The sequence below is a fragment of the Embleya sp. NPDC055664 genome, assembly GCF_053618075.1.
Genome location: NZ_JBSHGZ010000010.1, coordinates 81,002 through 99,875 on the forward strand (window position 1 = coordinate 81,002; position 18,874 = coordinate 99,875).

Genomic DNA, 18,874 nt, shown 5'->3' on the forward strand with positions numbered 1-18,874 from the left:
GGGATGCCTGTGTGCAGCAGGGCGAGTGCCTGGCGACGAAGATCCGAATTGCTCATGGACCCACGCTCTGTTACCAGCGCTTATGGGTTCAGGCGTTCGAGTGGGATTCACTCGATCGGACTAGTTGGTGCCCTGGGTGGGAGTCGAACCCACAACATAACCGGTTTGAGCGGTCATTCTCTGCCAATTGGAATACCAGGGCCTATTTCGGACATTTCGTTGTCCTTGTCTCGGCAGGTTGCCCTGCCTGGCAGACACCATACCGCGTCTCGGTACCCTCGTGTCCGCACCATTTCTCTGATCGAGGAGCCACGTGACCGCCGCCACGCAGCCGCCCGCCGCAGAGCAGGACAGTCGGCGCGCCCGTGTCGTCATTGCCGAGGACGAGGCGCTGATCCGGCTCGATCTGAAAGAGATGCTGGAGGAAGAGGGGTACCACGTCGTCGGGGAGGCGGGGGACGGGCAGCGGGCCGTGGAGTTGGTGGAGGAGTGTCGGCCCGATCTGGTCATCCTCGATGTGAAGATGCCGATATTGGACGGCATTTCGGCGGCCGAGCGGATCGCCCAGGCGCGGCTCGCACCGGTGCTCATGTTGACCGCCTTCTCGCAGCGCGAGCTGGTCGAGCGGGCCCGGGACGCGGGGGCGATGGCCTACCTGGTCAAGCCGTTCACCAAGGGCGACCTCGTTCCGGCGATCGAGATGGCCGTCTCGCGTTACACCGAACTGGCCGCCCTGGAGCGCGAGGTGGGCGATCTCACCGCGCGGCTGGAGACCCGCAAGCTCGTGGACCGGGCGAAGAGCGTGTTGCAGGAGAAGTACGGGATGTCGGAGCCGGAGGCGTTCCGGTGGATCCAGAAGGCATCGATGGACCGTCGGATGTCGATGCGCACCGTGGCCGAGGTGGTCGTGTCCGGGGGCGATGTCGCCGACTGATCCGAGATTGTCGATTCAGCTACGAACCCGTCCGGTTCCCGACAAACCGGACGGGTTCGTCGTTTTTCCGGCAGCTGATGATCATATTTGATCACTTTGGATCGTAAGAATTCGTTTACAGTTTCTTTTGGATTACATCTGGTTACGGGCGCATCACATCTCCGTCGGCGGACTGCCGCTGCCGTTCCGGCCGGACTACATTCCGGGCACCGCATGTTCATCGCGGTTTGTGAAGGCGCCCCGATGCGGGCTCCGAACTTTTTCTACAAGGGGTTGGGGTTTGCTGTGCTCAAGCGACGCGTGATCAAAATCGCGCTGCCCATCGCGGCAGCGGCACTCGTGCTTTCCGCGTGCGGCAGTGACGATGACGGCGACAAGAAGAAGGACGGGGGCAGCACCGCTCCCGGCAACTCCGGCGGCGGTAACAAGCCGACCTGGACCATCGGTTTCCAAGCGGGCCTCTCGGGGGAGAATGCTCAGCTTGGCATCAATGAAGAGAACGGCGCTCGGCTCGCCGTCGAGCAGGCCAACGCGAAGGGCGATCTTCCCTTCACGCTCAAGTTCAAGACCTCGGACGACGAGGCATCGGAGACCAAGTCGGTCTCCGCTGCGCAGAAGCTGATCGACGACAGCAATGTTGTTGCCGTTATCGGCCCCGCCTTCTCCGGCCCGACCAAGGCCGCGTCGCCGAACTACGCCAAGGCGAAGCTCGCCACGGTTTCCCCGTCCGCGACGAACCCGTCCCTGACGAACCCGGAGAACAATTTCACCGCGTTCTTGCGGGGTGCGCCGAACGACAACGCCCAGGGCGGCGGGATGGCGAAGTACCTGTCGAAGAAGCTCCAGGTCAAGAAGGTCTTCGTCGTCGACGACAAGACCGAGTACGGCGTGGGTCTGTCGAAGGTCGCCAAGGACGAGTTGACCAAGGCCGGCGTCCAGGTCGTCTCGGACAGCGTGCCGAAGGCCACCCCGGACTACGGTCCGATCTCCACGAAGATCAAGAACTCCGGCGCGGACGCCATGATCTACGCGGGCTACTACCAGGACGGCGCGCCGTTCGCCAAGAAGCTGAAGGAAGCGGGCTTCAACGGCCCGAAGTTCTCCGGTGACGGCACCAACGACGCGCAGTTCGTCTCGCTGGCCGGCGACGCCGCCAACGACTGGTTCCTCACCTGCCCGTGCGCCGACGCCAACGTCGAGGCGGCCACGAAGCAGTTCACCGAGGACTACAAGAAGCGCTTCAACACCAACCCGAGCACCTACTCGGCGGAGTCGTTCGACATCGCCAACCTGGTGATCGACCAGATGAAGTCCTTCGGTGCGGAGAAGATCACCCGCGAGGCGATGCTCACCAAGCTCAAGGGTGCCTCGTACAAGGGTCTGACCAAGACCTTCAAGTTCAAGCAGAACGGTGAATTCGACGGCGCCACGACCTTCATCTACCAGGTCAAGGGCGGCAAGATCGGCTACATGGGCGACATCGACCAGCTCGTGGGCGGCTGACCTCCTCGTCGAGGACGTCGCCACCTGACGATCGGGCCCGGGCCTTCCCGGAGTTTCGGGAGGGTCCGGGCCCGTCCGGTTTTCTTGAGGAAGCTTTCCTTATGCAACCTGATGAAATCCTGGATTACCTTATTCCAGGGATCATGCTCGGTGCGCTGTACGCGGTCATCGCCATCGGCTATACCCTCGTCTATGGTGTGCTACAGCTCATCAACTTCGCACACAGCGAAGTCTTCATGGTGGGCGCCTATTCGGCCCTGCTCGCCTTGACCTGGATCGACCCGAGCACCAACCCGACGGCACTGGTGTCGGTCTTGTTGGTCGCGGCGGGGTTGGCCGTTTCCGGTACCGCCGGAGCGGCCACGGCCTTCGCTCTGGAAAAAGTCGCGTACAGACCGCTCAGACGCAGGAACGCGCCACGTTTGGCGTTCTTGATCAGCGCGATCGGGGCCTCCTACTTCCTGCAGAACCTGGCGGGGAAGTTGTTCGGTCGCGACTCGCGCGCACTGCCGACGCTGTTCGAGAACAAGAAGGTCTTCTCGGTCTTCGGCACCCAGGTGACCATCCTGCAGCTGCTCATCGTGTGCGCGGCCGTGCTGATGATGGTCGGCCTGGACTACCTGGTGAACCGCACCAAGCTGGGCTCGGGTATCCGGGCGGTGGCGCAGGACGCCGAGACGGCGGGCCTGATGGGCGTGGACATCGACAAGGTGATCTCGCGTACGTTCATCATCGGCGGCTTCATGGGTGGCATCGCCGGTTTCCTGTTCGGCCTGCACCTGCAGTTGTCGTTCACGATGGGCTTCCTGCCGGGCATCACCGCGTTCGCCGCGGCGGTCGTCGGCGGGGTCGGCAACATCCGCGGCGCGATGATGGGCGGCATGCTGCTCGGCATCGTGGAGAGCTTCTCCTCGCCGATCTTCGGTGAGTCGTGGCGGTACGTCAGCGCCTTCGCGGTGCTGGTCCTGGTGCTGATGTTCCGGCCGACCGGCATCCTGGGCGAGCGCTTGGGGAGGTCGGCGTGACCACGACCACGACACAGACGGATTTCGCGCCGACGGCGGCGACGCTGGCCAAGTTGCGGCGCAAGCGCTGGTACCAGCACCCGATGTACGGCCGACTGGTGGGCACCGTTGCGGCGGCCGTGCTGCTGGACGTGATGAGCGGCCCGCAGGGCAGCCGCGAGGACGTGTTCTTCTCGCTGGACAAGACCCTCGGCTCGATGCGCGTGGTCTGGTGGATCATCGGCGCGGTCGCGCTGTGGGCGGTGATGGAGTTCGGCAAGCCGCTCTATCAGCGTTTCCTGGGGCCGAAGGTGGGCCCGTTGGACCGCTTCACCACCCCCGTGACCGAGCCGGTCAAGGCGGTGGCGGCGCAGGCTAGGGCGAAGACGGCGGATTGGCGTCGGATCATCTGGGTCCGGCTCGGCTTCTCGGCGGTGGTGATCGGCCTGCTGATCCTGTTGCCGAACCTGCTGTCCACCTTCTGGAACCAGGTTCTGGTCAACGAGGTGGCGATCTACGTCCTGCTTGCGATCGGGCTGAACGTGGTGATCGGCTGGGCGGGTCTGCTCGACCTGGGCTTCATCGCGTTCTTCGCGATCGGCGCGTACAGCACGGCGTATTGGACCGGCGCGATGCCGGTGGATCCGCCGTTCAAGCTGAACGCGTTCCTGGTGATCCCGGTGGCGGTGGCCACGTGTCTGCTGGCCGGGCTGCTGCTCGGCGCGCCGACGCTGCGGTTGCGCGGTGACTATCTGGCGATCGTCACGCTCGGCTTCCACGAGATCATCTACCTGATCGCCAAGAACGCGGACGGGTTCACCAACGGTCCGCGCGGTGTCCAGGGCATCTCGAACTTCGGGATCCACATCGGTCCGATCGACTACGACTGGGAACTGGATCCGGTGCCCTACTGGTACCTGCTGATCGGGATCGCCACGATCTTGATCATCGCGTTCCTGCGGCTGGAGCACTCTCGGGTGGGTCGGGCCTGGACGGCGATTCGCGAGGACGAGGTGGCCGCGTCGGCGACGGGCGTGCCGACGGTGAAGTTCAAGCTGATGGCGTTCGCGATCGGCGCGTCGACGTCCGGTATCGCCGGGGTGGCGTACGCGAGCAAGGCGCGCTTCATCAGCCCGGAGAGCTTCCTGCTGTTGTTCTCGGTCCTGGTGGTCGCGTACGTGATCTTCGGCGGCATGGGTTCGCTGTGGGGCGTGATCATCGGTACCGCGTTCCTGGCCTGGCTGCCGCAGTACATGAAGGACTGGGTCGATCCGAACGACCGCTTCATGTACCTGGGCGCGCTGCTGATCATCATGATGATCTACCGCCCACAGGGTCTGATCCCCTCGGTGCGGCGCAAGCGTGAGTTGAGCATGGCCAAGGCGGGTCTCGGCGACGCGGACGCGATGTCGGAGCCGGCCGGCGGGAGGATGACGTGAGCATCACCACGACGAAGGCGGACGAGCGGCCTCGGGTGGATCCGGGCGACCAGGTGATGCGGGTGCGCGGTGTGACGCTGCGCTTCGGCGGCCTGGTGGGCCTGTCCGATGTGGCGTTGGATCTGCACCGGGGCGAGATCCTGGCGGTGATCGGGCCGAACGGCGCGGGCAAGACGTCGCTGTTCAACTCGCTCACCGGGATGTACGTCCCGCAGGAGGGCACGATCGTGCTGCGCGACCGGTCGGGCGGCGAGCATTCGCTGCTCGGTCGCAAGCCGCATCTGGTCAACCGGCTGGGGGTGGCCCGCACCTTCCAGAACATTCGCCTGTTCGGCGCGTTGACCGCGCTGGAGAACGTCAAGATCGCGGCGGAGACCCGGCAGAAGTCGGGCCCGGTGTCGATCATGCTGGGGTTGCCGAACGCGCGCCGCGAGGATCGCGAGAGCGACCGGCGGGCGCTGGAGTTGTTGCACTTCGTCGGTCTGGACGGGCTGCTCAACGAGTTGGCGGCGTCGTTGTCCTACGGTCAGCAGCGCAGCCTGGAGATCGCCCGGGCGCTGGCCACCGATCCGCAGGTGTTGCTCCTGGACGAGCCGGCGGCGGGCACCAACCCGACCGAGAAGCTCGACCTGGAGGTGTTGATCCGGCGGATCAACCGCGAACTGGGCATCAGTGTGCTGCTGATCGAGCACGACATGCGTTTGGTGATGTCGGTGGCGGACCGGGTCACGGTGCTCAACTTCGGCAAGGTGATCGCCTCCGGCTCGCCCGCCGAGGTGCAGCGCGATCCGGAGGTCGTGGCCGCGTATCTGGGCGCGGAGATGGCCGCCGAGATGACCGGTGCGACGCAGGCCGAGGTCGGCGGGGTGCCCGAGGACGGTTCGGTCCCCGCGCAGCGGGACGGGGAGGAGCAGCGATGAGCGCCGCCGACGCCGCGGGCGCGGACGCGGTCGGGTTGGCCAAGCCGGCCGCCGGCACCGCCGTACCGCCCCGGAAGAAGATGCTGGAGCTGGACGATCTGCACGTGTTCTACGGCGCCATCCAGGCGCTGAAGGGTGTGCACATCGAGGTGAACGAGGGCGAGATCGTGGCCCTGCTTGGTGCCAACGGGGCGGGCAAGACCACCACGTTGCGCACCATCTCGGGGTTGTTGACGCCGCGTGAGGGCGAGGTGCGTTGGCGCGGCGAGCGCATCGACGGGGTGCCGGCGCATCACGTGGTGGGGCTCGGCATCGGGCACTCTCCGGAGGGTCGTCGGGTGTTCCCGGCGATGACCGTCACGGAGAACCTGAACATGGGCGCCTACCGGTTCAAGTCGGTGCCCAAGGCCGAGTTGGACCGGGTGTTCGAGCTGTTCCCGCGCCTGGCGGAGCGCCGCGAGCAGTTGGCGGGCACGTTGTCGGGTGGCGAGCAGCAGATGCTGGCGATCGGGCGCGCGTTGATGGGGCAGCCCAAGCTGCTGCTCCTGGACGAGCCGTCGATGGGTCTGGCGCCGCTGATCGTGGCGCAGATCTTCGAGATCATCCGGGAGATCAACGAGCAGGGCACCACGGTGTTGCTGGTCGAGCAGAACGCGGCGCAGGCGTTGCGGCTGGCGCACCGGGGCTATGCCCTGGAGACCGGGTCGGTGGTGTTGTCCGGGCCGGCCGATCGGCTGTTGTCGGATCCGAAGGTGCGCGAGGCGTATCTGGGCGAGGGCGCGTAGCGCGAAGGTGTCCGCGCGGCGGAGGGGGTCGGCCCCTTCGCCGCGCGGTCCCGGCGCCGGTCGGCGTGGTCAGGGGCGCTTGATCATGCAGCTGAGCCGTGCGGTGCAGATGCGCCGGTCGTTCTCGTCGGTGATCACGATCTCGTAGGTGGCCAGGGTGCGGCCCAGGTGTACGGGGGTGGCCACGCCGGTGACGACGCCGGCGTCGGCGGAGCGGTGGTGGGTGGCGTTGATCTCGATGCCCAGGGCCATGGCGTCGCGGCCGGCGTGCAGCGCGGAGCCCACCGAGCCGAGGGTTTCGGCGAGGACGCACGACGCGCCGCCGTGCAGCAGCCCGTAGGGCTGGGTGTTGCCCTTGACCGGCATGGTGGCGACCACACGCTGGGCGGATGCCTCGACGAATTCGATCCCCATGCGCTCGGAGAGGGTGTCCCGGCTGCCGAGGTTCATCAGGGCCAGGATCTCTTCGAGGCTGGGCGGGGTGGTCTCGTCGGGCATGGTGCGCTCCTGTCGGATACATGGTTGTGTCGGCCTGACAGCCTAGGATCGCGGTCGTGGCAGCTACTCGGACCCCCCAGACCTCCGTTCCCGCCGGTTCCCGGCCGCGACTCCTGCTCCTCGACGGGCACTCGTTGGCGTACCGGGCCTTCTACGCGCTCAAGGAAGCGTCGATGAGTACCGCGACGGGTCAGCCGACCCAGGCGGTCTACGGGTTCACGTCGATGTTGGTGAACGTGTTGCGCGACGAGGCGCCGACCCATCTGGGTGTGGCGTTCGACGTGTCCCGGCAGTCGTTTCGCACCGAGGAGTTCCCCGACTACAAGGCGAACCGCTCGGAGACTCCGGAGGAGTTCAAGGGCCAGGTCGAGCTGATCGTCGAGGAGCTGACGGCGATGGGCGTGCCGACGATGCGCGTCGCCGGTTTCGAGGCCGACGACGTGATCGCCACGCTGGCCACCCGGGCCGCGGCCGAGGGTTTCGAGGTGCTGATCCTCACCGGCGACCGTGACGCGTTGCAGCTGGTCACGCCGGATGTGACGGTGCTGTATCCGATGATGGGCGTGAGCAAGCTGCACCGGTTCACGCCGGACGCGGTGGAGGAGAAGTACGGGCTGACCCCGGCGCAGTATCCGGACTTCGCGGCGCTGCGCGGCGACCCGAGCGACAACCTGCCGGGCATTCCGAAGGTGGGCGAGAAGACCGCGGCGAAGTGGATCCGCGAGTTCGGCTCGTTCGCCGAGCTGGTGGCGCGTGCCGACGAGGTCAAGGGTCAGGCCGGGCAGAATCTGCGCGACAACCTGGACAACGTGAAGTTGAACCGGCGGCTGACGGAGCTGGTGCGCGACGTCGAGCTGGACGTGACGCCGACGGATCTGGAGCGCAAGCCGTTCGACCGGGTGGCGGTCGAGGTGGTGCTCGACGCGCTGGAGTTTCGCAACGCGAGCTTCCGGGAGCGGTTGTGGGCGGTGGACCCCGGGGCGGTGGTCGCGGTGGCGGAGCCCGAGCCGGGCTTCGAGATGGACACCACGGTGGTCGCGCCGGGCGCGCTGGCCGAGTGGTTGGCCGAGCATGCGGCGGGCGCGGAGCGTACCGGTCTTGCGGTGGACGGCTCGTGGGGGCGCGGCACCGGTGAGGTCAGGGGGCTGGCGTTCGCCGCGGCGGACGGGTCGGCGGCGTTCGTGGATCCGCTGACGATGGACGCGGGCGACGACGCGGCGCTGGCGGCGTGGCTGGCGGATCCGCGGCGGACCAAGGCGGTGCACGACGCGAAGGGGCCGATCCTGGCGCTGGCCGCGCGCGGCTGGGCGCTGTGGGGGATCACCAGCGATACCGCGCTGGGCGCCTACCTGGTGCTGCCCGGGCAGCGCTCGTTCGCGCTGGAGGGCCTGGTGGAGCGGTTCCTGGGGCGCGAGTTGCGGGTGGATGCGGGTGGTTCGGGCGACGGGCAGTTGGCGCTGGACATGTCCGACGAGGCCGACGCGGAGCCGGGCGCGGCGCTGATGCTGGCCGCGCGGGCGGTGGTGGACCTGGCGGCGGCGCTGGATACCGAGCTGGCCGCCAAGGGCGGGTTGGAGCTGCTGCGCGACATGGAGTTGCCGCTGCTGCCGGTGCTCGCGCACATGGAGCAGATGGGCATCGCGGCCGACCTGCCCTATCTGGAGCGGCTGCAGGAGCAGTTCGCGGCGGCGGTCAAGCAGGCCACCGAGGAGGCGCACGCCGCGGTGGGGCACGAGTTCAACCTGGGCTCGCCCAAGCAGTTGCAGGAGATCCTGTTCACCGAACTGGGCCTGCCCAAGACGAAGAAGATCAAGACCGGGTTCACCACCGACGCCGACGCGCTGACCTGGCTGGCGACGCAGACCGACAACGAGTTGCCGGTGATCCTGCTGCGTCACCGCGACCAGACCCGGCTGCGTACCACGGTCGAGGGTCTGATCAAGACGGTCGCCGACGACGCGCGCATCCACACCACGTTCAATCAGACGGTGGCGGCGACGGGCCGGTTGTCCTCGCAGGACCCGAACCTGCAGAACATCCCGATCCGGACCGAGGAGGGCCGGCTGATCCGGCGCGCGTTCGTGGTCGGCGAGGGCTTCGAGGGGCTGCTCACCGCCGACTACAGCCAGATCGAACTGCGGATCATGGCCCACCTGTCGCAGGACACGGCGCTGATCGAGGCGTTCACCTCGGGTGAGGACCTGCACTCGACGATGGCCGCGCAGGTCTTCTCGGTGGCGCCGGAGGCGGTGGATCACGGGCTGCGCAGCAAGATCAAGGCGATGTCCTACGGATTGGCGTACGGGCTCTCCGCGTTCGGCCTGTCCCAGCAGTTGGACATCGAGCCGGCCGAGGCGCGCGGGCTGATGGAGACCTACTTCGAGCGGTTCGGCGGGGTGCGCGACTACCTGCACAAGGTGGTCGAGGAGGCCCGGCAGACCGGCTACACCGAGACCGTGTTCGGGCGCCGGCGCTATCTGCCGGATCTGACCAGCGACAATCGGCAGCGGCGCGAGATGGCCGAGCGCATGGCGCTGAACGCGCCGATCCAGGGTTCGGCGGCGGACATCGTCAAGGTCGCGATGCTCGCGGTGGATCGGGCCATGCGGGAGGAGAAGCTGGCCTCGCGGATACTGCTCCAGGTCCACGACGAACTGGTCCTGGAGGTGGCGCCCGGCGAGCGGGAGCAGTTGGAGGCGCTGGTGCGGCGGGAGATGGCCGGCGCCTATCCGCTGCGCGCGCCGCTGGACGTCTCGGTCGGTTTCGGGGCGAACTGGGAGGACGCCGGTCACTGATCCGGAACGAGTGCGTCGTGGGGGTGGAGAGCCGGCCGAAGCCGGCATAGGTTCGCACGGGCACCGGTGGTCACCGACGACCGGTGCACCGTCGAACTCGCGCACAGAGGGGGGAGCTTCGTGGAAGAGGCCGAATCGGGGCCCGATCCGCGGAAGCCGGGCGAATCGGAGGCGGACGCCGGCGAGGTGTCGGCGGAGCGGATATCCGCCGCCGCGCCCGCGGCCGAATCCGAGGGCACGCCCGGTCCCGAGAAGCCGCCGACGTCCGGCGCGCCCGAGGAGCCGGCCAAGCGCAGACGGATCCTGAATCCGTGGCTGGGCAGCGCGGCGGCGATCCTGGTCGTGTTGGCGTGCGGCGCGGCGGTGCAGTCCCCGTTCACCATGGTCACCGCGCACCGGGTGCCCACCTCCGATCTGCCGCGCCTTTCGGACGCGGCGCCGGTCGGCGGCGTCTCGGTCAACGGCGGCGGGCCGGCGCACTTCGAGTTGCCGCCGCCGGTGGTGCCGGCCGCGCTGCCGGGGGCCGCGACCACCGCCGCCACGCCGCCGGCGACCACGGCGGCCCCGGGCGCGACGTCCTCGGCCGGGCCGCGGGGCACCACCGCGACCGGGACCGGCGGGATACCCCAGACGGTGCTGCTCGCGTATCAGCAGGCGGCGTCGAACCTGGCCCGGATGGATCCCGGCTGCAAACTGCCGTGGACGCTGCTCGCGGGCATCGGCCGGGTGGAGTCGGAGCACGCGTACGGCGGCAACGTGACCGTGGACGGCACGTCGGTGACCCCGATCCTGGGTCCGCGCCTGGACGGCGGGCAGTTCGCCCGGATCACCGACACCGACGGCGGACGCTACGACTTCGACACCGAGTTCGACCGCGCCGTGGGGCCGATGCAGTTCATCCCGTCCACCTGGAAGAGCTGGGCGATGGACGGCAACCGGGACGGCGTGGCCAACCCGCAGAACATCTTCGACGCGACGCTCACCGCGGGGCGCTACCTGTGCGCGGGCAACCGGGACCTGTCCACCGGGGCCGGGTTGAACGCGGCCATCCTCAGCTACAACCACTCCAACGAATACCTGCGCACGGTCACCTCGTGGATGACCTACTACGCGACGGGCGCGCGTTCGGTGCCCGACGCGCGGCAGCCGGTCAAGCCGACCACGAAGGCGCCGACCACCAAGCCCGCCGCCACCAAGTCGGCGGACCCGCCCGCGACGGGCGATCCGTCGAAGAGCGCGACGGCGAGCGCGTCGGGGTCGGTGACGCCGCCGATCTCGTCGAGCGCGTCGAGCGCGTCGGGAGCACCGGAGCAGTCCGCCTCGGCGGCGGCGTCGGCTGACGCCCCGACGGCGGGCGGTCGGTAGCCGGTCCGAACCCGAGCAGAATCCGATCCGCAAAAAACGGGAACCTGTTCTCGTTTCTTGCTACCGTGCCCCATCGCCGACCGTCGCGGCGTCGGCCGGGGCAGCAGGAAAGGTGGGACCGCCGAATGCGTTCCTTCGCAGCGGTCGTGGCAGGGGCGCTCCTCGCGGTCGGGGCCGCGTTCGTGCTGAACGCGTGCGCCGCCGCGGATCCCGGGCCCGTGCACAAGCCGCTCCAGGTCACGAGCCCGCCCGCGCGTCCCTGACCATGCCGGCGCGAATCCGTACCCGGTTCCATCGTCAAGGGGTCCACCTCGATGCGTCGTAAGTCCGGTCTGATCCTCCTGGTCGCGGCCGTGTTCTGCGTGGCCCTGGCGCCGCTGTTGCGCGAGTTCGTCCTCCCGAGGCTGGTGGCCAAGGCGCTCGCGGGCGAGGACGCCTACCGGGTGCTGGTCCTGGACGCGACGAACGCCACGCTCCTGGGCGCGCCCGAGGGCCCGGGCAAGGCCAAGGTCACCGCGATCCAGGCGATCCGGCCCAACGCCAAGGACAGCCACGGCTCGACCGTGGTGTGGGACCTGAACCTGGCCGTGCTGGACGGCACCGGCAAGGTGGTCACCCAACTGCCCGAGCGCTACGCGTTCGACGCGGCCGGCCAGATCCCGAAGAACTGCTGCGGCGAATCCGTCGACGGCGCCCCGGCCGCGCACACCGGCCTCGCCTACAAGTGGCCGTTCTTCACCGGCAAGCGCGACTACAACTACTACGACTCGCAGGCGCACAGCGCGAACGTGATCTCGTACAAGGGCACCGCCGAGCGCGACGGGCTGCGGACGTACCGCTTCGAGCAGGTCGTGCCGTGGATGAAGATCCCGATGCCCAGGCAACTCCCGGGCGGCCTGGACCCGGTCGCGGTGGAGAAGGAGGGCATGCAGCTCTGGTACACCGCGACCCGGAAGATGTGGGTCGAGCCGGTCACGGGCATCCCGGTGTACGTCGAGGAGACCCGCACCGAGGAGCTGCGCACGTCGCCGCCGGCGGACGACCCCAACGCCAAGCCGGTGGTCACCAAGGTCTTCGACGGCACCTTCAAGCTGCGCCCGGAGTGGTCGGCCGCGCTCGTCGCGGACGCGAAGGACTGGAGCGGGACGCTGCGGCTGCTGCACGATACGGCGCCGTTGGGGTTGATCGTGGTGGGTGTGTTGTTCTTTGTGACGGCCGTCGTGTTGCAGTTCGTGGCGGACCGGAAGGCGGCACGGCCGCGGCTGCGGCCTTCGGTCGAGGAGGAGCGGGCGGCGCGCACGTTGGCCGAGGTGCCGTAGCGCGCTTTGCGCGCGAGTTTGGTGTGCGAGAGCGCGCTTCGCGCGACTTTGGTGTGCCCGCCCGCTCCGCCCGTTGCGTTTGGTGTGGATGCTGCGGGTTCAGGGCTTCGGGGGTGGCCGGCTCGGCCCCCCGGCCGCCCGTCGGTTGTAGTGCTCGTTGCGTTTTGTGTGTGGGCTGCGGGTTTGGGGGCTTCGGGGGAGGCCGGCTCGGCTTCTCGGTCGTGCTTCGGGTGTGGGTGCTCAGTCCTTGGTGCAGACGAAGATTGCCGTGCCTGGGAGCAGGCGGCCGCGTAGGGGGCTCCAGCCGCCCCAGGTGGACTCCAGGTCTTCGGGCCATTCCGGTTCGACGATGTCCAGGAGGTGGAAGCCCGCGCCGACCACCTCGCGTACCCGCTCGCCGAGCGTGCGGTGTTGTTCGACGTAGGTGGCCCGGCCGGTGTGGTCCTGCTCGACGTAGGGGGTCGTGTCGAAGTACGAGGCGACCGCGGTCAGCCCCTCCGGCCCCGGCTCGTCCGGGAACGCCCAGCGGATCGGGTGGGTGATCGAGAACACCCACCGCCCGCCCGGTCGCAGCACCCGGAACACCTCGCGCATGATCCCCGCCCCGTCCGGGCTGAACGGCAACGCGCCGTACGCGGAGAACGCCAGGTCGAAGCTTGCGTCGGCGAACGGCAGCCGGCCTGCGTCGGCCTGCACCACCGGCACCCGGGTGCCGTGCTCGGCGTCCAGCCGACGCGAGTGCTGGAGCTGGCGCAGCGACAGGTCGAGCGCGATCGGGAACGCGCCGCGCGCCAGCAGTCGCCGCGAGCACTGCGCCGCGCCCGCGCCCACTTCGAGCACGGTGCGCCCCTCGACCGGGCCGAGCAGCTTGACCCGGTCCTCGTCCAGCCCCTCCGGGCACCACGTGAAGCGCGCGTCGCCGAGGAAGTCGCCGTGCTCGACCTGGTACTCGTCGGCGTTCGCGTCCCACCACCGGCGGCCCGCGCGCACACTCTCGACGAGGCCGACCCTGCGGCGTACCGCGTCGTCGTCGACGCCTTCCGCGTCCTCGGGGTCGACGTAGCGCGCGACCAGTGACGCGTGGGGGTCGTGGGACGTGGGCCGGTTCACTTGGCTCCCAGGTTGCGGTGAAGCCGCGGTATCGCTGCGGGCGGGCACGGACGCGCGTAGGGTACTCCCTTCGGGACGTCCGGGTTGATCGCATGCATCCGGTGCGCGTTGACCGCACCCGGTCGGCCCCGTATGCTGCAAGTTGCGCCGCGGGCCTGCGTGAACTCAGACGGAGCAGGTCGCGCTCACCTTTGTCGATCCCACGCCATCCTCTTGCATGGACTGCGGTCGTCGGGGGCGAAACCGGGTCCACAAGCGTGTTTGAAAACGACTTCTGTCCGTACCCGGAGCCCTTACCCACATGACGAGCAGCACCGAGGCCACGCCCAGCACCACCCCGCAGGTGGCGGTCAACGACATCGGCTCCGAGGAAGACTTCCTCGCAGCGATCGATGAGACGATCAAGTACTTCAACGACGGCGACATCGTGGATGGCGTGATCGTCAAGGTCGACCGGGACGAGGTCCTGCTCGACATCGGTTACAAGACCGAAGGCGTCATCCCGTCCCGCGAGCTTTCCATCAAGCACGACGTGGACCCCCACGAGGTCGTCACTGTCGGTGACCACATCGAGGCCTTGGTTCTCCAGAAGGAGGACAAGGAAGGCCGCCTGATCCTCTCGAAGAAGCGGGCGCAGTACGAGCGCGCCTGGGGCACGATCGAGAAGATCAAGGAAGAGGACGGCATCGTCACCGGTACCGTCATCGAGGTCGTCAAGGGTGGTCTCATCCTGGACATCGGCCTCCGCGGCTTCCTCCCGGCCTCGCTGGTCGAGATGCGTCGTGTGCGGGACCTCCAGCCGTACGTGGGCAAGGAGCTCGAAGCCAAGATCATCGAGCTGGACAAGAACCGCAACAACGTGGTCCTGTCCCGCCGTGCCTGGCTCGAGCAGACCCAGTCCGAGGTGCGCCAGACGTTCCTCACGACCCTGCAGAAGGGTCAGGTCCGCACGGGCGTCGTCTCCTCGATCGTCAACTTCGGTGCGTTCGTGGACCTCGGCGGCGTCGACGGCCTGGTGCACGTCTCCGAGCTGTCCTGGAAGCACATCGACCACCCGTCCGAGGTTGTCGAGGTCGGCCAGGAAGTCACCGTCGAGGTCCTCGACGTCGACATGGACCGCGAGCGTGTCTCCCTGTCGCTGAAGGCGACCCAGGAAGACCCGTGGCAGCAGTTCGCCCGGACCCACCAGATCGGCCAGGTCGTTCCCGGCAAGGTCACCAAGCTCGTTCCGTTCGGTGCGTTCGTCCGCGTGGACGAGGGCATCGAGGGCCTGGTGCACATCTCCGAGCTGGCCGAGCGCCACGTGGAGATCCCGGAGCAGGTCGTCCAGGTCGGCGACGAGATCTTCGTCAAGGTCATCGACATCGACCTCGAGCGTCGCCGCATCAGCCTCTCGCTGAAGCAGGCCAACGAGGCGTTCGGCGCGGACCCGGCCACGGCCGAGTTCGACCCGACCCTGTACGGCATGGCCGCGACCTACGACGACGCGGGCAACTACATCTACCCGGACGGCTTCGACCCCGAGACCAACGACTGGCTCGAGGGCTTCGACAAGCAGCGCGAGGAGTGGGAGAAGCAGTACGCCGACGCCCAGGCGCGCTTCGAGTCGCACCAGCAGCAGGTCGTCAAGGCCCGCGAGGCCGAGGCGGAGGCCGTTGCCGGCGAGGCCGCGGGCGCGTACTCCTCGGGCGGTGACGACGAGGTCGAGGCCGACACCACCGGCGGCGCCCTCGCGTCCGACGAGGCGCTGGCCGCGCTGCGCGAGAAGCTGGCCGGCGGCCAGAGCTGAACTCCGGCACACGACGCCTGAGGTGAACCTCGGGTAGCCGGATGTATCGCAGGGCCCCATCTCCCTTCGGGGAGGTGGGGCCTTTCGATGTTCCGGGGCGTCGGCGTTTTCCGGTGCGGGGGCGCTAGGGTCGGGATCGGTCACACGGCAGCCGGGGGAGGGTGCGGCGTGTACGTCTCGTCCACACGTGCGGATGCGCCGCTCGCGCGGCCCGGGTCGGGGCGCGGTGCGGTGGTCACCGGCAATGTGATCGCCCTGGGCATGGTCAGTCTGGTCACCGACATCTCCTCCGAGATGGTCACCGCGGTGATGCCGGTCTACCTGGTCACGGGCCTGGGTCTGACGATGCTTCAGTTCGGCTTCCTGGACGGCCTGTACTCCGGCGTCACGGTCTTCCTGCGGTTGATCGGCGGCCACCTCGCGGATCGGTTCGCCGCCCGCAAGCCGGTCGCGGTGGTCGGCTACGGGATGTCCGCCGTGGCCAAGCTCGGCCTGCCGCTGGTGGGCGCCTCGGTGCCGGGGATCGGCGCGGTGCTCGCCGCCGACCGGGCGGGCAAGGGGCTGCGGACGGCGCCGCGCGACGCGCTGATCTCGCTGTCGAGCACGCCCGAGGCGCAGGGGCGCGCGTTCGGCGTGCATCGTGCGCTCGACACGGTCGGGGCGTTCACCGGGCCGTTGGTGGCGTTCACCATCCTGGCGGCGGTGGGCACCGCATACGACGCGGTGTTCGTGGTGAGCTTTTGCGTCGGCCTGGTGGCGGTGGCGATGCTCGTGCTGTTCGTGCGCGACCACCGCGATCCCACGGAGCACCGGCCCGGATGGCGCGACGGGGCGCGGCTGTTGCGGGATCGGCCCTATCGCCGGTTGTGCGTGGTCGCGGCGGTGCTGGGCCTGGTCACGGTCAGCGACGCGTTCGTGTATCTGTTGCTCCAGCACCGGCTGGAGATCCGCCCGCACTGGTTCCCGCTGTTGCCGCTGGGCACCGCCGGGGTCTACCTGGTACTGGCGCTGCCGCTGGGGCGGCTGGCCGACCGGATCGGGCGGCGCCGGGTGTTCCTGGCCGGGCACGGGGCGCTGCTCGCGGCGTATCTGTTCCTGGGCGGCCCGCTCGGCGGGGTACCGCTGCTGCTGATCGTGCTCGCCCTGCACGGGGTGTTCTACGCGGCCACCGACGGCGTGTTGTCGGCCGCGGTGGGGGCGCGGTTGCCGGCGGCGGGTCGGGCGGGCGGGATGGCGGTGGTGCAGACCGGGCAGGCGGTGGGCCGGTTCGCCTCCTCGATGGTCTTCGGCGCGTTGTGGACCGCGTGGGGGCCGGCGACGGCGATCCGGGTGCTCGCGGTTGCCCTCGCGGTGGCCCTGTTCGGCTCCACCCTCGCCCTGGCGGGTCGCCGGGTGCGGGCGACGCGACCCACGGAGGTCCACGATGTCCGCTGACCTCGACGCCGATGCCGACGCGCCGGTGAAGCCGGTGGTCACCCGGCGGCGCGTACTGGTGTTCGCGCTGGTTCTGGTGCTGCTCGCGGGCATCGCGGTCGGCTACACGGTGTACGCGGTGCGGCGCGAGGACGACCGGCTCTACGGCGGCGACGGCACCGCGCCGGGCGGGCCGCCGCTGAGCCTGGTCGGCGCGCCGCGGTTGTTGTTCCGCAGCACCGAGTCGGGCCCGGGGTACGGCCGGCTGGCCACCGTCGCGGCTGCCGATCCGGGCGGGCCGCGCACGGTGGGCGAGCGCTCCTGCGACCGGGTCTACGCGGCCGGCGGCACCGCGGTGTGCCTGGCCACCGAGGGCGGCCTGACCAGGACCCCCGTCGCGCTGGTCCTGGACGCGGACCTGCGCCAGGTGCGCCGGGTCGAGTTGGCCGGCACGCCCAACCGGGCCCGGGTCTCGGCGTCGGGGCGGATGGCCTCGTGGACCGTGTTCGTCTACGGCGACTCGTACGCGTCCATGACCTTCTCCACCCGGACCTCGATCCTGGACACCCGCACGGGCGAGCTGACCGCGAACCTGGAGGACTTCACCACCACCCGCGACGGCAAGGAACTCAAGTCGCCGGACCGCAACTTCTGGGGTGTCACCTTCACCGCCGACGACAACACCTTCTACGCCACCCTGTCGACCAACACCACCGGCCGCACGTACCTGGTCCGCGGGGACCTCGCGGCGCGCACCATGACGGTGTTGCGGGAGAACGTCGAGTGCCCGTCGTTGTCCCCCGACGGGACCCGGTTGGTGTTCAAGAAGAAGATCTCGCAGAGCACCCGCAACCCATGGCGGCTGCATGTGCTCGACCTCGCCACGATGCGCGAGACGCCGCTCGCGGAGACCCACAGCGTGGACGACCAGGCGATCTGGATCGACGACCACACGGTGGGGTACGCACTGCCCACCGGCTCCGGCGCGGCCGGCGACGTGTGGTCGGTGCCGGCCGACGGCGGCGGCGCGCCGACCCGGCTCGTGATCGGCGGATTCTCCCCGGCGCCGCTGCGCTGACCGCGCGCAAGGACGCGCTTGTGCATCGGCCCGGCCTCGCGCAGGCTGCGGGTCTGCCACAGTTCCGTCACGAAATGCCGGTCGCGGCCCGGGCGGTGTCAGCCGTTCGGCAGCGTGTGACCTGGAACGAAGCCGCAGGACGGGTGCCCGATCGGTGGCGGCCCCTTCGGGGCGATACCGGGCCGACTCGGCGAAGAGCGCCTGCGAGGTTCGCGTACCCTGACTCATTGGTGCCATGCGCCGGGCTCATATGGAAGTGGCCCGTGTGGCGGTCGGGACGACCGCCGAAGCACGTAGGCCCCCGGACTTCGGGGCAGGGCGCCCACTCGACGTGCAGTAGGAATTGGGGATTTCGATGGCCTTTGGTGGAGCGTTCGCCACCGGGCAGGTAGTCAAGACCGTCGGCGCGTCCGACGTCGCCCTGTACCGCGGGGTGCGCGGGCGCACCGGGCACCCGGTCGTCCAGCGCACGAGCAAGGCACTGTCCTTCGCCGGGGAGCACGCGGGTGTCTGGCTCGCCGCGGGTCTGGTCGGCGCCGCGGTGGACCGCGACCGTCGGCCCGAATGGCTGCGCGCCACCGCGACCGTCGCCGGGGCGCACGTGGCCAGCATGGTGATCAAGCGGGTCGTGCGCCGCCCCCGACCGGCGATAGCGGGTCTGGAGCCGACCGTGCGCACCGCCGGCCGACACAGCTTCCCCTCCTCGCACTCCGTCTCCTCCGCTGCCGCGGCCGTGGCGTTCCACGGTCTGCTGCCCACGGCCGTCACCGGCACGGCAGCCGCCGCGACGTGTTTCTCGCGGCTCGTCGTGGGCGTCCACTATCCGTCCGACGTGGCCGCCGGCGCGACCATGGGTCTCGCCGCGGGTGGCCTGGGTCGAGCCTGGGTCCGCCGCGCAGAGCGTCCGAAGGGGTTCTGAAGT

Annotated in this window: 16 protein-coding genes and 1 tRNA gene; 14 read left to right on the plus strand and 3 right to left on the minus strand. The window is 69.1% G+C overall.

Annotated elements, in window-relative coordinates; genetic code table 11:
• Nucleotides 1-125: 125 nt before the first annotated feature.
• Nucleotides 126-202: transfer RNA gene (locus ACWGR4_RS19135), tRNA-Leu, on the minus strand.
• Nucleotides 203-313: 111 nt separating this feature from the next.
• Between ACWGR4_RS19135 and ACWGR4_RS19140 the strand changes: the two genes are divergently transcribed.
• From ACWGR4_RS19140 to ACWGR4_RS19165, 6 genes are all read left to right on the plus strand, one after another.
• On the plus strand, nt 314-934 hold the full coding sequence (locus tag ACWGR4_RS19140) for an ANTAR domain-containing response regulator (protein ID WP_126641271.1): 621 nt from the start codon (nt 314-316) through the stop codon (nt 932-934).
• 213 nt (nt 935-1,147) lie between these two features.
• Nucleotides 1,148-2,437: a branched-chain amino acid ABC transporter substrate-binding protein gene (locus tag ACWGR4_RS19145; RefSeq protein ID WP_380011388.1), complete on the plus strand. Its 1,290-nt coding sequence runs from the start codon at nt 1,148-1,150 to the stop codon at nt 2,435-2,437.
• Nucleotides 2,438-2,580: 143 nt separating this feature from the next.
• Nucleotides 2,581-3,462 (plus strand): branched-chain amino acid ABC transporter permease, encoded by an 882-nt coding sequence (locus ACWGR4_RS19150; protein WP_126641401.1) that lies wholly within the window; start codon nt 2,581-2,583, stop codon nt 3,460-3,462.
• Nucleotides 3,459-4,880 carry a branched-chain amino acid ABC transporter permease gene (locus ACWGR4_RS19155; protein ID WP_380011385.1) on the plus strand — a complete coding sequence of 474 codons (1,422 nt, stop codon included), beginning with the start codon at nt 3,459-3,461 and terminating at the stop codon, nt 4,878-4,880. Before ACWGR4_RS19150 ends, ACWGR4_RS19155 begins: the two co-directional genes overlap by 4 nt.
• Nucleotides 4,877-5,800: an ABC transporter ATP-binding protein gene (locus tag ACWGR4_RS19160; protein ID WP_380011382.1), complete on the plus strand. Its 924-nt coding sequence runs from the start codon at nt 4,877-4,879 to the stop codon at nt 5,798-5,800. The genes ACWGR4_RS19155 and ACWGR4_RS19160 overlap by 4 nt, the downstream gene beginning before the upstream one ends.
• Before the next feature lie 80 nt (nt 5,801-5,880).
• Complete coding sequence (locus ACWGR4_RS19165; protein ID WP_170222322.1) at nt 5,881-6,585, plus strand: ABC transporter ATP-binding protein; 705 nt, start codon at nt 5,881-5,883, stop codon at nt 6,583-6,585.
• A gap of 69 nt (nt 6,586-6,654) precedes the next feature.
• Here the strand turns inward: ACWGR4_RS19165 and ACWGR4_RS19170 are convergent, their stop codons facing one another.
• Nucleotides 6,655-7,083: a hotdog fold thioesterase gene (locus ACWGR4_RS19170; RefSeq protein WP_395788928.1), complete on the minus strand. Its 429-nt coding sequence runs from the start codon at nt 7,081-7,083 to the stop codon at nt 6,655-6,657.
• A 47-nt stretch (nt 7,084-7,130) separates the two neighbouring features.
• On the opposite strand from ACWGR4_RS19170, the gene polA reads away from it, so the two are divergent.
• The 4 genes from polA (at nt 7,131) to ACWGR4_RS19190 (ending at nt 12,562) form a co-directional block, all read left to right on the plus strand.
• Nucleotides 7,131-9,878: a DNA polymerase I gene (polA, locus tag ACWGR4_RS19175; RefSeq protein WP_380011466.1), complete on the plus strand. Its 2,748-nt coding sequence runs from the start codon at nt 7,131-7,133 to the stop codon at nt 9,876-9,878.
• A gap of 120 nt (nt 9,879-9,998) precedes the next feature.
• Nucleotides 9,999-11,243 (plus strand): lytic transglycosylase domain-containing protein, encoded by a 1,245-nt coding sequence (locus tag ACWGR4_RS19180; RefSeq protein WP_452131995.1) that lies wholly within the window; start codon nt 9,999-10,001, stop codon nt 11,241-11,243.
• 125 nt (nt 11,244-11,368) lie between these two features.
• Nucleotides 11,369-11,506: a hypothetical protein gene (locus tag ACWGR4_RS19185; protein WP_160161682.1), complete on the plus strand. Its 138-nt coding sequence runs from the start codon at nt 11,369-11,371 to the stop codon at nt 11,504-11,506.
• Between the two features lie 51 nt (nt 11,507-11,557).
• Nucleotides 11,558-12,562, plus strand: a complete 1,005-nt coding sequence (locus ACWGR4_RS19190) for a DUF3068 domain-containing protein (RefSeq protein ID WP_452131994.1) — start codon at nt 11,558-11,560, stop codon at nt 12,560-12,562.
• Between the two features lie 240 nt (nt 12,563-12,802).
• On the opposite strand, the gene ACWGR4_RS19195 is transcribed toward ACWGR4_RS19190, so the two are convergent.
• Nucleotides 12,803-13,672 (minus strand): class I SAM-dependent methyltransferase, encoded by an 870-nt coding sequence (locus ACWGR4_RS19195; RefSeq protein WP_380011369.1) that lies wholly within the window; start codon nt 13,670-13,672, stop codon nt 12,803-12,805.
• Nucleotides 13,673-13,973: 301 nt separating this feature from the next.
• Between ACWGR4_RS19195 and rpsA the strand changes: the two genes are divergently transcribed.
• From rpsA to ACWGR4_RS19215, 4 genes are all read left to right on the plus strand, one after another.
• Entirely contained in the window at nt 13,974-15,461 is a 1,488-nt protein-coding gene (gene rpsA, locus ACWGR4_RS19200) for a 30S ribosomal protein S1 (protein ID WP_078977653.1), read from the plus strand.
• 168 nt (nt 15,462-15,629) lie between these two features.
• A complete protein-coding gene (locus ACWGR4_RS19205; RefSeq protein WP_380011366.1) occupies nt 15,630-16,895 on the plus strand; it encodes an MFS transporter in 1,266 nt (421 codons plus the stop codon).
• Nucleotides 16,885-17,952, plus strand: coding sequence for a hypothetical protein (locus tag ACWGR4_RS19210; protein ID WP_380011363.1), 1,068 nt, complete (start codon nt 16,885-16,887; stop codon nt 17,950-17,952). The genes ACWGR4_RS19205 and ACWGR4_RS19210 overlap by 11 nt, the downstream gene beginning before the upstream one ends.
• A gap of 355 nt (nt 17,953-18,307) precedes the next feature.
• On the plus strand, nt 18,308-18,871 hold the full coding sequence (locus tag ACWGR4_RS19215) for a phosphatase PAP2 family protein (RefSeq protein WP_078977656.1): 564 nt from the start codon (nt 18,308-18,310) through the stop codon (nt 18,869-18,871).
• The last annotated feature ends 3 nt before the right edge of the window (nt 18,872-18,874 follow it).